The organism is Clostridium sp. HBUAS56010, from assembly GCF_007115105.1.
Lineage (GTDB): Bacteria > Bacillota > Clostridia > Lachnospirales > Lachnospiraceae > Lacrimispora.
The window spans coordinates 373,348-387,405 of record NZ_SULJ01000001.1; the positions used below are offsets into that span (position 1 = coordinate 373,348).

Here is a 14,058-nt window from a genome sequence, read left to right on the forward strand (position 1 = left end):
TATGGTAATAAATTTAAAAACATGGCAATACTTATATTGAGTTCAAATAAAAAATCAAGTTTTCCTACCTACTAAAGTATAAGCAGAAAGGTATCAAAATGTATGAATTTAGAAAAACAGAAAGCATTTATTATTCATTGTATATTCGCCTTTATTTTATTAATCATTTTATATGTTGGACTTAAATATGTATTCCCTCTTTTAATGCCATTTGTGATTGGACTTGTGATTGCAATGTCATTTCGAAGATTAATTGATCTATTAAGTGAAAAAACAAAAATTAAAAGGGGTATCATTTCAATCTTAGTGTTGTTGGTGTTTTATAGTATCGTAGCATTAATTCTTTCTTTTATTGGTGCAAGCTTTTTTGGATATATTAGTAATTTGTTTTATGAACTTCCAACCATTTATAAAGAAACCATTCAACCTTCTTTACTTGCTTTTACAGATAGTTTATCTGAGCGTTTTCCAAGTGTAAAAGTTTATATGGATGATTTCATTAACAACATTGGTCAATCAATTTTTGCATATATTTCTAATATTTCTGCTAAAGTGGTATCTGTTGTAACAGGTCTGGCAGGACAAGTACCTAATTTATTAATAAAAGTACTTTTCACAATTGTTTCTTCCTTCTTTTTTACAATTGATTATTATAAGATAACTAGATTTCTGGTTCGTCAGTTCGGTGAAAAACGCAAAGGAATTATGCTTCAATTAAAAGATAATGTGATTGGCTCTCTTGGAAAATTCATTAGAGCTTATGCGCTGATTATTTCCATTACATTTATTGAATTATCCATAGGCTTTTTAATTATAGGGATTCCGACACCATTTCTTATTGGATTTGTAGTTGCTATCATTGATATACTTCCGGTTCTTGGGACAGGAACTGTATTACTGCCATGGTCAATTATTGCTTTTTCTATGGGAGATACCCGTGTTGGACTTGGAATGTTGATTCTTTATATCTTTATAACAGTCATAAGACAGATCCTTGAACCTAAAATAGTAGGACAGCAGATTGGTCTTCATCCAATAGTAACTTTAATCCTAATGTTTGTAGGTGTCCAATTGATGGGAATTCTAGGATTATTCATGCTTCCTATTATTGCTACGATTCTGGTGAAGCTTGACAAAGAAGGCAGTATCCATATCTTTAAATAGTTAAGAAGAATCCTTATCTAATAGTTGAACTGCTTCCCGTCAAGTAGACAATTAAAAAAATATAAATCTTTTCTGCCAGCAGGTTGATATGCTCCCTTCTAGGTAGACAAGTTTTATTATTTCACTTGTCTACCTAGAAGGGAGCATATCAAGTTCCAGGATAAGGATTCTTCTTAATGTTTTTAACATGAGATTAAAAAAGTTCTTTACAATCAATTAACTTTATAACTTAAAATCAGCGACAAAATCTTTAAGTACCTAATTTCCTTGTACATGGTGGTCAGAGGGAGGGTGTTGCTAATTAATAAAAACGACAGAACATAGCAAACGACATTAAGCTGCGGATCTTATTTGTCGTTTTTTTCTTTTTGTAGACCGGTGATATTTATCAACAATTTGATTTATCACTACTTTTCACGATGATAAAAAATTATATTATCCTAATAAGTAAAATGAATATAATTAAGTGAAGAATATATTACTTAAAGTATAGGGGAACGCAAACTTTTCATTATATTTATGATATATGGCATGGTATGTAGAAAATTTATATTTAGTATTGGAGGAACAAACATTTGAAGCATAAAGGAACACAAGCAATAAAAACTACACGATTGACTTTACGGAAACTCGAACTTACTGATGCGGAAATGATGTTTAACAACTGGGCAAGCGATGATGAAGTTACACGCTTTTTGCGATGGGACGCACATAAAACAATAGATGAAAGTAAAAACATGATTCAAATGTGGGTTAGCAACTATCAATCTGATTCCACTTATTACTGGGGAATGTATCTAAAAGACGGTGAAATGATTGGCTCAATTGGTGTCATGATAACCTCAGAATATGATTTTAAGGCTGAATTAGGTTACAAGATTGGTAGCCGTTGGTGGGGGCAGGGATATACTAGCGAAGCGGCAAGTGCAGTTATCGATTATATGTTCAAAAATACGGATATTGAACGAATTGAAGCATATAACTCGGTAGAAAATCCTGCTTCAGGAAAAGTGATGCAAAAGGTTGGAATGCGCAAAGAAGGTTTTTTACGACACAACTATAAAACTCGTGACGGCTTTCAGGATTGTACTATATTCGGAATAATACGTAATGAATGGGAACAAACAAAATAAGCATTTTGTGAAATGAGCTTGGAAGAGTATTTTGGCAAAATGAAAAACAGTTTAGCAAATGTCAATTTGTAGGGAGTAAGACCTTTCCATTATATTCTTTTAATCGTTTCATGAGGAAAAATTTCTGTTATAAAAATCGAAAACTTGACAATTATCAGATTTATACTATACTATTAAGTGTATGTGATTTAAAATCCTATTATATTTTAAAAATAATAGCTAAAATAAGTTGTGTTAAAGAAATAAATTCAAATTTTATTTTGTTATAACTTATTTGGAATACATTTTATTTTAGAAGTGTATTTTATTTATGAATTTATATTTTGTTATGTTAAATCACATTCAAATTTAGGTAACAGATAATCATCATTAAATCATAAGATTTTAGATGATTACCATAATATATTTATAAATCAAGGAGGCTTACAACTATGGAAAATACTGAAGTTATTAACGTTGAGTTAAGAAAAAGTACCAGAAAGGGTGATAATAATCAGTTAAAAAGAGAAGGCTATTTACTGGGAAACATATCTGGTAAAGGTGTTGATTCAATCTCAATAGCTGTTAAGAAAGATGTATTTAGAAGATCAATGAAAAAGCATGGCAGGAATGGCATTTTTAAACTGGCTATTCCTGATGGTCAGAGTTATACCGTAATGGCAAAAGAAATACACATTGAACCTATTAAGAACGAAATCTCTCATTTGGATTTTCAAATAGTATCTTTTTCAGAAAAAATCAAACAAGAAGTGGCTATAAAACTTACCGGAGCAGAACTTCTTGAGTCAAAAAGATTGTTGATCAACAGTACCATAGATTCAATTATACTGGAGGGCTTACCCCAGGATATTCCCGATGAAATAGTAATTGATGTTTCTAATATGGAGGCTGGTGAAAGTATTCAATTTAGTGATATTAAACTTCCGAAAGGACTTACCTCAACGATTGATCCGGAACAAAAAATGATAACAGTTGTTGGCTCTAAGATACGAGAAGCAGCTGAAGGTGAAGAAGATACCGAAAGCTAAGAAGGAATAACGGCATTTCATATGGATTTTAAGTGGTATCAGGATATTGAAATGAATGAATGTTTATTTGAGAGAAACATCATTTTATATTCAACTTTCTCTTAATTTCACTTTGTTTCTGGCACTTCTACGTCGGTCATCCTCTATAGCAGCGTAGTGCTTTTTCGTTGTGTTAACATCAGAATGACCAAGAACATCGGCAACCAGATAGATATCACCGGTTTCTTTATATAAGCTGGTGCCATAAGTGCTGCGGAGTTTATGAGGTGTTATCTTTTTAAGCGGAGTTACCAGTTTGGAGTATTTTTTCACCAGATTCTCTACACTCCGGACTGCAATACGTTTTTTCTGAAGGGAGAGGAAGAGCGCGTTTTCATGACCTTCTTCCGCAATGATCTGTTTGCGTTCTTCCAGATAGTCCAGGAGTGCATCCTCAACTTCAGAACCAAAATAAACCATAACCTCTTTTCCGCCTTTTCGAATAATGCGTATTCCGCCATTTTTTAAGTCAATATCATTAATATCCAGGCCAACACATTCTGAAACACGAATTCCTGTGCCTAAAAGCAAGGTTAAAAGTGCGAGATCACGAATCTTTGTTTTTGCGTGATAAGACTTTTGCTTATCAGTAAGGGCTTCCCCATTTTCCACTTGATCAAGCAGAAGCGCAACCTCATCTATATCCAGCCGAATAATTTCCTTTTCATGAAGCTTTGGCAATTGCACAAGTGCTGCAGGATTGTTTTGAAGGCGTTCATTCCGGTAATAATAGTTATAGAAACTTTTAAGTGATGAGATTTTTCTCATGATTCCTCGTTCTTTATTGGTTATTTCCTTATTTTTCTCATTGAAGCGATATTTTAAATATTCCATATATTCTTCAATATCAACTACCTTAAGGTTATCCAGATGATCCAGGGAGATGGCTTTTGTTTCCAATTTGTTTAGGAAAGAATTTTCCTTTTGTAAAAAATCAAAAAACACCTTTAAGTCGTATGCGTAGGCAATTCTTGTACGGGAAGAGGTTCGGGGTTCAATTCCACGAAAGAAATCACCGCAAAATGGGGGGAGTTCTTTTATTAAATCACGTAAGTGTTTTACATTTTCAATGTCCTTTTGTTGATGATAAGATAAAGTGGAAGTCATAAAATCCCTCGTTTCTTTATGTTTGTATGTGCAGAAAGCGTATTACATAAATAAGTCGCATTGTGATTATTGTCTTATAAAAGAGTGTAAAGTACATTGTGTATATAGGTTAGGTAATGAAGCATAGATACATGAAATTATATTAAGCCTTAAATACAAATAATTGGTTGTAACGTTCATCCCTTCCCCCAACTATTCGTTAAACTAGGCTTTCGCGAATAGTTCGAGAGAAAAGCGTCATATCTACAAACAGCTTATTCATACCAGTCAATCCAATTCTCACCGCAATATTCTTCTATAAGTTTAACAACTCTAGAAATATATTTTTTAGATGCATCCGTTTCATTATTTGCCGGATACCATATATTGGCTTGACCAAATCCAAATCTATTTTCTTTTGTCCTTGGTGCCCACCAGTCAGTCTTTTTGAATCTAACACTCCTAGGGAGTAAGACAACATTCTCTTTTTTTCCTAAAATATTATACCATTTAGTAAACACTTCGCCATCTTCATACTGTAACTTTACTGCCTGATGCTTTCGATAGACCGTGGCATGTTGATACCAGCCGACAATATGTGAATCTGTTTTCTCGTGCCCACGGTCCGGCTTTGCACAAAAAATGACCAATACGTCTTCAACAGATGAATCATCTACCATTCCCGCACAGCCTTCTATATTCTCAATACGTAATTCATTGTGCTGCTTTTCGTCAAATAATTTATCTGGTTTTCTATTAAACTTTGTTTCCACATACCCATAACAATAATGGCATCCGTCATCTGCGTCAATAGGATAAAAATTGTGTACTTCTCCCCCAGCCTTATGTTCTGTAATATAGGAGCCCCCGTTCACCGGAATGTCCTGATCAGTTACTCCCTTATAGTATTTCATCCATGCAATATTACATAATAGAATTCTCACTTATACTCCCCCATTCTTATACATTCTTATATAATGTATTTTGGTGATTGTAAGGAACGCGGCATTTAGATGTGTGTAGCTATAGTTCTGATCCGGTGCTACCTATGCTTCCATAGTTTTGTCGGAAAATTTTTGGTTATAAAAACGTTCATTGTAACTCTGCTGTTTTCACCATGAACTTTATCATATTTAGCGCACTATCTCTTACATCTATTTATGTGCTATAACAATGAACCGTTATATAAAATATTATATCACATGTTCAAAATAAACTCCAATAATCTGTGTAATTTATCTTTGGTCTATTTTCACGATTCACTTCATACATCATTTCTTACTACAAGTTCAAAATCATCTATGACCAATGCGTATTCATAATTTGTTAATTAAAATCATTAAAAGTCATACCAATAAAACAAAACCCTAATAAGTATATGAAAACTAAATAGACCAATCGATCAGTTTTCAGACATCATAAGGGTTTTGTTAAACAGTTAAATCTTAAAAACCTCCTGGTCCAACCACTTCCTGAACTGGAACTTCTGATGATTCGGCAGGTGTCTCTCTTGATTGCATTGTTTCATTACTCTTTTCTTTTTTGCTTTCATCTGTTTCCTTTATATGAGCTCCAGGACCTATAAGACTTCCATCGTCATTGGTTGCTGCGTTGGCAGGTTCCTGTTTTGTTGTCTCTGGATCTATGCCCTCTGTCTCCGTAGAAGTGGTTTCCGGCGCAGTTTCTTCTTTTATCTCCTCAGAGGACGCCGTTTCCTGTACTGGTGTTTCTTTTGGGGCTGAGGAAGCTTTCTTTTTCTTGCTGCCACTCCCCCCTCCTGTTGGCGCGTTTTTGCCTGGTTCTGATAAACCGGTTTCTTTTGCTATTCTGGCACTGATACTTTTTACCGTCCCTGATGGCGTATAATCCGTCAGATCGTATAAAAATTGCTGAAGCTGCACCACATTGCTTTCCAGCGTGGTGGCAACAACGCAGTCCATTCTGCCAATTCTCATTGATGTACGGGAAAATGGAAAACCGGCTGTTTCCCCAATGTGGTACTTGCTGATTCCTTTCATGATGGGCAGAATGTCGTCAACACCAATAGTCGTTGATACCTGGGGAAATACAGCGGAAACCAGGGTGCTTCTGGTTGCAAAGTCCGCGTTTTTGGCTTTTTCCATTGCAAGATTCACTACTTTTCTCTGCCGTTCTGTCCGGTTGTAGTCAGTATCCATAAGACGAAGTCTGGCATATGCTACTGCTTGTACCCCATCCAGGTGATTCATACCTGCATGTTTTAGCTGATAAGAACCAATCCCTGTTGAATTAACCGTTTCGGTAATAAATCCGTTTATGTAAGCAAACTCTGAATCCGTGATTTCAAGATCAATTCCTCCTAAAATATTAATGGCATCTGCTACTGATTTCCAGTTAAAGGTAGCATAATCATCAATATTTAGATCCAGATTTTCATTTAATGCTTCAATCCCCTGTTTGTGGCCTCCTTTAAAGTAAGCTTCATTAATTTTATGAAATGTTCCTTTTTTGTTGATCTTTAAATAGGTATCCCGGTAAACAGATACCAGTTTTATCTCACCAGTGGCTTTATTAATATTGCAGAGCATGATTACATCGGATAAAGCACCTTTGTCCAGTTTTCCATCCCTGGAGTCTACTCCAAAAATGGCAATGGTCCAAAATCCTTTTTGGTGAGTCCGCTGTTTAAACACAAAAAAAGCTCCTAAAAGAAGGATGATCAAACAAATGATTTTGAAAAGAAAAAGACGTCTTTTATTCTTTTTCTTCCTACGCTTTTGTGAATGTTTTTTCTGATTGCTTTTTTGATCCGTATAGCGGGATCTGGGGTTTCTTCCATCTCCCTGGCTGTAATATGACCTGTTTCCTCTTGAAGCCGGCTGAGAGTGATTTCTTGCATTCCCCCGCTTTTTCCGGGCACGCATCCGGTCTAATTCATCCTCATCATTCATGACTGAATATCTATCCTTTCCTGGAGCTTGTCTTAATATAGTTTTGAAATTGAGAAGTGTACCGATACACCCCAAATGATTTTAGGCATACTAGTTTATTTTACCAGAAAACGGATAGATATTCCTTGCTTTTCTCTTAATTTTATTCTTCCACCAGTTTTCGATAATAAGACCAGTCGGCTTTCATGGTTGTTACGGTTACATTATCAACCAGAGCGCTTGATTCATGTATAACCGTCATATCTCCATTGCTTTCCCAGCACAGAAACATAACAACATGCCCTTCCGTTCCTGTTCTTACAATAATATCCCCCGGCTGCAGATCTTTTCTCTGAATACCTGTTCCAAGGGTTGTCAGACCTGCTGTGCTTTCAGAAGAAAGATGTTTCTGGAGAGCAGACCAGTATATCCAACTGATCCAGCCAGAGCAATCCAGTCCTTTTAAAGACCTCCCCTTTTCATCCGGAGTAACAGGTGCACCAAAATGATTTTTATCATATCCAGGAGAACCTGGTTTTCCGCCCCAGTAATAGGGCACTCTCCCTACAGAAGATAAGGCATAATGGATTAACCTGCGCCTCTCTTGAGATAGAGATTCCGGCAGATGGTTCATATAATTATCTATTTCCTCATAGCTAAGGGGACTGGAAATAAAGGAGGGGGTTAAAGTCAGACCATATGCCTCCATCCAGTCCTGGTCAGCCAGATTTTTTGCAACATTTTTATTCTCCTGTGTCCAACCGGTCCAACCGGCTTCTTTCGGTTCCATATTACCGATGGAATCCAAAGAAAACAGGCTTTTAGATGACTGGGATAAACCAGTAATTACGGCTTTGATATGTAGATCTGCGTGTCCATGGCATATGGGAAGTTCATGGACGTTCTCTGTCTCCATTGGTTTTGATTCTTCTATGGATTCTACTTCTGTTGTAGGAATTCCAGGTCCCATTTGTCCGGTTCCTTTAATGGATTCTGGTTCTTCCTTTTTCACTTCTCCTGATTCATCATTGCTTTCCAACGGGAATTCGGAAACAGCAGATGTTTCTGGAAGAAGCTCTTTTGCTGCCTGAGCCGGAGAAGCAATGCTTTTTAAAGGCAAATCAACGATTTCTCCGTCCAGAGATCCATCACAATAATAGATATCGCTAATGGAATAGCTTAAGCTATGGGACTTCTCCCATAGCTGCATGGAGTACTCTAAAAAGCCATCATATTCCTGTGGAGCATGATAATAAAAATAGGTATTAGCCATGGACAGAATTTCCTGAATATTTGATCTGGGAGAAATCCTTTTCCCGTCTTCGTCATAAAAGGAAATGTCCACTTTATGAAAAGAAACTCCTTGAAAAGATTGGGAAGGCAATTGCAGCTTTGCTGCAAGCTGTTCCGGACGTTCCTCTGCCAGTTGGTAGATGGAGGAAATCCATTTTGAATCTTTTTCTGACATCACTCTGGTGATTTCCTCTCCAAGACTGATCTCCTGACTGTCTCCCTCTCCATAAAGGGAAGCCAGATTAAAAGAGGTAAGAGACGGAATATAAGATGCAGGTGCATCCTGCACAGTTTCTGAAACGAAATCAGAAACTGTTGCTGACGGCTTTTCAGCCCTTGACAATTGATGATCTGGAGCGGTAATTAATGGTTTATCGTAAAAGGAAATATAAGATTGGGAAAATCTGCAAAGGCTGACTCCCAAAAGAGCCATTATCATGGCTGCTGATATCTGTATGTTCATCGTTTTTTTTCGTTTCATCTACTATCGTTCCTGTAAAAATTTTCTAAAATAGAATATAGCATAATAAAACGGTAAAATACAGACAAAAAGATTTAATAGTTTATTAAGATTAGCTGCTAGCTGCTGCCTCTGAAAGAATCAGGGCTTCGATCGCATATGCTACACCGTCTTTTTCGTTACTTCTGGTAATCAGACGAGTATGTTTCTTTACCAGTTCAGAGGCATTTCCCATGGCAACGGTATATCCAATTGGCAGCCGCAGCATGGATAAATCATTTTCACTGTCTCCTATGGCTAGAATTTCATTTGGTCGAATTTTATTTCTTACTGCGTATTCCATAAGGGCAGATCCTTTTTGTGCTTTTGCATGAGTTAATTCCAGATTGTTTGGAGCGGAAGAAGCAATGGATATTCCCTCTTCTTTTTCAAGGAGTAAACGGATCTCCTGTAAAAACTTCTGGTTTTCATGGACAACAGACATTTTATAAATATCCGTGTCAGAACTTAATAGTGAAGATTCTGTTGTGAAAGCAAAGCGGCTTTCAATGGTTTCGAATGTGTGCTCCTCCGAAAGCATGGAAAGAAAAATATGATTTTCAAAACTACGTTTAAGTTCTTCACGGCTGGCAGTGGTGGTACTGCCCTCTTCTGTCATAAAATCATAAATAACAGAATAAGGACGGCATATATTTAAAATGGCATGAACCTGGCTTTTTAGTAAAGGCTGGTTTCTAAGCTTTTCTCCATTTCGATCAAAGACGGCGGCGCCGTTCATACAGATGATATCACAGGAGATGCCTGCTTTTTCAAGAGGTTCATAGGCATCTGGGTAGTTTCTTCCTGTGCATACGACGATGCCCACCTGTTTTTGTTCCAGCGCCTTAATTGCGGCAATATTTTTTGGAGAAATTTCTCCCAATGGATTTAACAGCGTTCCGTCCATATCCGAAGCGATTAATCGAATCATATTAAGTTCCTTTCTTATTCTGGTCTACTACATTTCTGGCAACATCAGGGTAATTGGTTATGATTGCAGAAACCTGCTGCTCTGCCAGGTAGTTCATCATAGGTTCATCATTTACAGTCCATACATGAAGGGGAAGCTTGCTTTTCCTGGAAGCTTTGATCAGTTTATCATTTTTCAACTGATATACCGGTGGATGAAGTGCATCCGCTCCGATTAGTTTTGCGTAGGCGGTTATATGAATCCACCCATCCGAGTATAAAAGTCCGGTAACTGCATGAGGATTTAATCTTTTGACTTTTACAATACTGGGATGGTGAAAGGAAGAATAGATTACTCTATCTTCCATTCCCATATTTTTTACCAGCTTCAAAACTCGTTTTTCCATTCCTTTATAACGGAACAAGCCTGTCTTTAATTCAATGTTAACAGTGAGGACGGTTGGTTTTAAGAGGTTTAAAACTTCCCACAGTTCAGGTATAACTGCATTTTTATACTCCGGATGAAGTTTATTGCAATGGAAGGATTTTAATTCCGCTAATGTAAAATCTTTTACATATCCAGTTCCATCACAGGTCCGGTCAATGGTTTCGTCGTGAATCACCACCAGCTTTTTATCTTTTGTCATCTGTACATCCAGTTCGATTCCATCTGCCTTTTGTTTGACTGCAAGCTCAAACGCCTCCAGGGTATTTTCCGGCGCATAAGCAGAAGCACCTCTGTGTGCCCAAACCTTTGTCTTCATTTGCTGATATCCCTTCTAAGTGTCTTTAATTATTTAATAAGTTATAATCCGCAATGGATTTATTTATGCTTTCTGCCATTTTTTTCACCGTATTTTCTGGTGTTTCATGGTTGTTGATCATATTTTCAATCTCTGTCTCCACAATCTGTCTTGCTTCCGGGAATACGCTTAAAAGTCCGCCTGCAGACTGGGGGGTGGAGTCATGGAGCTGATCAATGGCTGTTTGAAACTGAGGATATTTTGAAATGTTATCTTTAAAAACAGGCTCGTCATGAGCAGCTGTGGTAACAGGAAAGTATCCGGTCTGGGAGTTCCAGTATGCCTGACTCTCCGGAGATACAAGAAACTTTGTGAATTCCCATACTGCTTTCTGTTTTTCCGGATCTTCGTTATTTAATGCCCATAAAGAACCGCCTCCGATGGATACGCCACCCTTATCATCATCACTGATTTTAGGGAAATATGCAGTACCTACTTCAAATTTTCCATTAACATCATTTAAGATTTGTTTTAAAGATGCAGTTGAACCTAAAGTCATTGCAGATTTCCCTGCACTGAAATCAGCAAGTCCAGCATCTCCTCCTCTTCCCACATTGGGAGCATATCCTTCATCGGACAATGCTTTCCATGCGGTTAAAGCAGCAACACCTGCTCCGTTTTTATCAAAATCAACGGCTGTAGCAGCGGCTTCCCTTCCATTTCCATTGTCTGCATATGCAGCCTGCTGCTTGGACATAAACTGCTCAAAAAACCAACCGTAGATTCCAAGAGAAATTACTTCTCCTGCACCGCCTTTGTCCATAAGATCATTTCCCACCCCTGCAATCTTTGGAAAGCTATCAGGAATTTCAGAAATTCCAGCTTTTTCAAAAATGTCCTTGTTATAATAAAGAATGGGGGTCGAGGAGTTAAATGGCATGGAATACAGTTTAGCATCCACAGTATAATAAGCAGCAATGTTAGGCTCCAAAAGACTTAAATCCCATTGATCTTTGTCGATTAAATCCTGCATTGGAACTACCCAGCCGGAATCAATCATAAACCTGGTTCCAATGTCATAGATCTGCACCAAGTCAGCTCCCATACTGCCGATCTGTGCACTTTTCAGTTTGTTGATCGCATCATCATAACTTCCCTGATATTGGGCAGTTACATGAATATTAGAAGTGTTTTCCGTATTGAATTTTTCTACAAGTGTATTAATTGCATCTCCATTTACACCGCCCATAGAATGCCAGAAGGTGATTTCTGTATTACCAGCGCTCTTTGTTTCTTCCGTCTCAACCGCTTTTGCAGACGATTCACCAGAACTTTGTGCGTCTGTTCCTGCTTTGGCTCCACAGCCAGAAAGAAGTCCTGTTGCTGCCATCATGATAGCCATACTTAAAGCGAATGCTCTTTTTTTCATTTTCTTTCCTCCAGGTTGAATGATATCATATTTATTCTGAACCAGGTCAGCCCTTTACAGCTCCTGAGAACATTCCTCTGATTAACTGACGCTGTCCGATCACAAAGATGGAAATGGAAGGAACAATAATCATGACGACTCCTGCCACCATCATCGAAATGGACTGGGAATCAACACTGTCTAACATTCCAATTCCAATCTGAACGGTTCTCATGCGGTCGGAACCTGTTACCAGGAGCGGCCACATGTACATATTCCATGCATTTATAAAGGTGTAAACAGCCATTGCCCCAATTGCTGATTTTGTAAGGGGAAGCAGGATGCTGTGAATAAATCTTAAGTTGGAACAGCCATCAATTTTAGCTGATTCATATAAAGAAACCGGAAACGTTTTATAAAACTGCCGGAACAGGAAGATTCCCATGGCAGAAGTTAAATAGGGAATAATAAGTACCTGGTAACTGTCAAGCATTTTAAGTCCGCTAACAGTCAGGTAATTGGAGATAATGGTGGCTTCTCCTGGAATCATCATGGTTGCGAGTACAATCATAAATAAAATATTTTTCCCTTTAAAATTTAGAAACGAGAAGGAAAAAGCTGCCAGAGAACAGGAAATGATCTGCCCTATGGTAATGAATCCGGCAACCAGAAAGGAGTTTATAATAAATCGTCCCAAAGGAATCTTAATCATTGCCTGATGATAATTCTCAAGAGTTGGGTGAACAGGAATCAGGTTCATACTGGTTGTAAACAACTCTCCCGAAGGCATGAAAGAGATGCTTACTGCGTAAAGGAGAGGAAGCAGTATAAAGACAGCCATGATAATATTGGCGGTAATAAGAACCAACCGTTCTGCTCTTTTTCGAACCAGCGCTTTTTTACTAGCAGAACGTTTTAACTCCTCCAATGCACGTTTATCTTTTGCTGTATTTTGTATTATGGACTCCATCAGTAGTTTACCCCTTTCTTTTCTAACCGAAACATGCACAAGGTAAGAATCATTATAATCAGGAACAAAAGAACCGACTGTGCCGCCGCGCTGCCAAAGCGGTAATTAAAAAATGCATCCCGGTAAATCGAATATACGATTAAATTCGTAGATTCTCCCGGTCCTCCCTGTGTCAGGACTTTTACCTGACCAAATGATTGAAAGGACTGAATGATATTAACCACCAGTGTATAAAACATAATGGGGCTTAATCCTGGAAGTGTCAGATGAAAAAATTTCTGAAAGGAATTTGCTCCGTCTACCGATGCCCGTTCATAAATAGTTTCATCAATGTTACTTAATCCTGCACTGAAATAAAGAAAGTTGATGCCGCTGTTTAACCAGGCAGTAAGTAAAGCCACACATACCAGTGCATATTTCGGGTCGCTGATCCAGTTAATATTCCATCCCAGGATCTTATTAACGATTCCGATAGAAGGATGAAGCATGATTTTAAATATCATGGCAGCCGAGCTGGAGGCAATTGCCATGGGCAGTGCATAGGCAGTGCTGAATATGCGAATTCCGGGAAATGTTTTATTGCATAAGACAGCTCCTGATAATCCCAGCAACATGCTGACCAATACAACAATAACAACAAATATACCCGTTACCAGCAAGCTGTTAAAAAAAGAAGCTGATTGTAACAGTTCCTTATAGTTACCCATTCCAACAAAAAGCTTTGCCTGTCCCATTTTATTGGTTTTAAATAAACTTAGATACAGGGTTTTAAAAAACGGATAAAACAGGAATAATGCAAATACCAGCATGGCTGGAATAAGATAAGCATAGGGACCTGTCCTTCTCAGTGCTGTTTTTATGTTCATAAGAAAACTCC

The 14,058-nt window shown here is 37.6% G+C and carries 12 protein-coding genes; 3 read left to right on the plus strand and 9 right to left on the minus strand.

All coding sequences use genetic code 11. The features are described from left to right. The first annotated feature begins 102 nt into the window (after positions 1–102). From ytvI to FAY33_RS01820, 3 genes are all read left to right on the plus strand, one after another. Positions 103–1,164, plus strand: a complete 1,062-nt coding sequence (gene ytvI, locus FAY33_RS01810; RefSeq protein ID WP_143319053.1) for a sporulation integral membrane protein YtvI — start codon at positions 103–105, stop codon at positions 1,162–1,164. Between the two features lie 575 nt (positions 1,165–1,739). After that, positions 1,740–2,297: a GNAT family N-acetyltransferase gene (locus tag FAY33_RS01815; protein ID WP_143319054.1), complete on the plus strand. Its 558-nt coding sequence runs from the start codon at positions 1,740–1,742 to the stop codon at positions 2,295–2,297. Positions 2,298–2,728: 431 nt separating this feature from the next. After that, positions 2,729–3,325: a 50S ribosomal protein L25 gene (locus FAY33_RS01820; RefSeq protein ID WP_143319055.1), complete on the plus strand. Its 597-nt coding sequence runs from the start codon at positions 2,729–2,731 to the stop codon at positions 3,323–3,325. Positions 3,326–3,415: 90 nt separating this feature from the next. Here FAY33_RS01820 and FAY33_RS01825 read toward each other — a convergent pair whose 3' ends face one another. The 9 genes from FAY33_RS01825 to FAY33_RS01865 form a co-directional block, all read right to left on the minus strand. After that, positions 3,416–4,471 (minus strand): tyrosine-type recombinase/integrase, encoded by a 1,056-nt coding sequence (locus tag FAY33_RS01825; protein WP_143319056.1) that lies wholly within the window; start codon positions 4,469–4,471, stop codon positions 3,416–3,418. Between the two features lie 254 nt (positions 4,472–4,725). After that, complete coding sequence (locus FAY33_RS01830; RefSeq protein WP_143319057.1) at positions 4,726–5,394, minus strand: hypothetical protein; 669 nt, start codon at positions 5,392–5,394, stop codon at positions 4,726–4,728. Between the two features lie 501 nt (positions 5,395–5,895). Further along, positions 5,896–7,380 (minus strand): LCP family protein, encoded by a 1,485-nt coding sequence (locus tag FAY33_RS01835; RefSeq protein WP_143319058.1) that lies wholly within the window; start codon positions 7,378–7,380, stop codon positions 5,896–5,898. 142 nt (positions 7,381–7,522) lie between these two features. After that, on the minus strand, positions 7,523–9,133 hold the full coding sequence (locus tag FAY33_RS01840; protein ID WP_143319059.1) for an NlpC/P60 family protein: 1,611 nt from the start codon (positions 9,131–9,133) through the stop codon (positions 7,523–7,525). A 91-nt stretch (positions 9,134–9,224) separates the two neighbouring features. Beyond that, complete coding sequence (locus FAY33_RS01845) at positions 9,225–10,082, minus strand: Cof-type HAD-IIB family hydrolase (protein ID WP_143319060.1); 858 nt, start codon at positions 10,080–10,082, stop codon at positions 9,225–9,227. A gap of 1 nt (position 10,083) precedes the next feature. Beyond that, the gene (locus FAY33_RS01850; RefSeq protein ID WP_143319061.1) at positions 10,084–10,824 is read right to left on the minus strand and encodes a glycerophosphodiester phosphodiesterase; all 741 of its coding nucleotides are present in this window, start codon (positions 10,822–10,824) and stop codon (positions 10,084–10,086) included. 25 nt (positions 10,825–10,849) lie between these two features. After that, entirely contained in the window at positions 10,850–12,232 is a 1,383-nt protein-coding gene (locus FAY33_RS01855; RefSeq protein ID WP_143319062.1) for an ABC transporter substrate-binding protein, read from the minus strand. 46 nt (positions 12,233–12,278) lie between these two features. Next, complete coding sequence (locus FAY33_RS01860) at positions 12,279–13,181, minus strand: carbohydrate ABC transporter permease (RefSeq protein WP_143319063.1); 903 nt, start codon at positions 13,179–13,181, stop codon at positions 12,279–12,281. After that, positions 13,181–14,047: a sugar ABC transporter permease gene (locus FAY33_RS01865; protein ID WP_143319064.1), complete on the minus strand. Its 867-nt coding sequence runs from the start codon at positions 14,045–14,047 to the stop codon at positions 13,181–13,183. The genes FAY33_RS01860 and FAY33_RS01865 overlap by 1 nt, the downstream gene beginning before the upstream one ends. Positions 14,048–14,058: the final 11 nt, after the last annotated feature.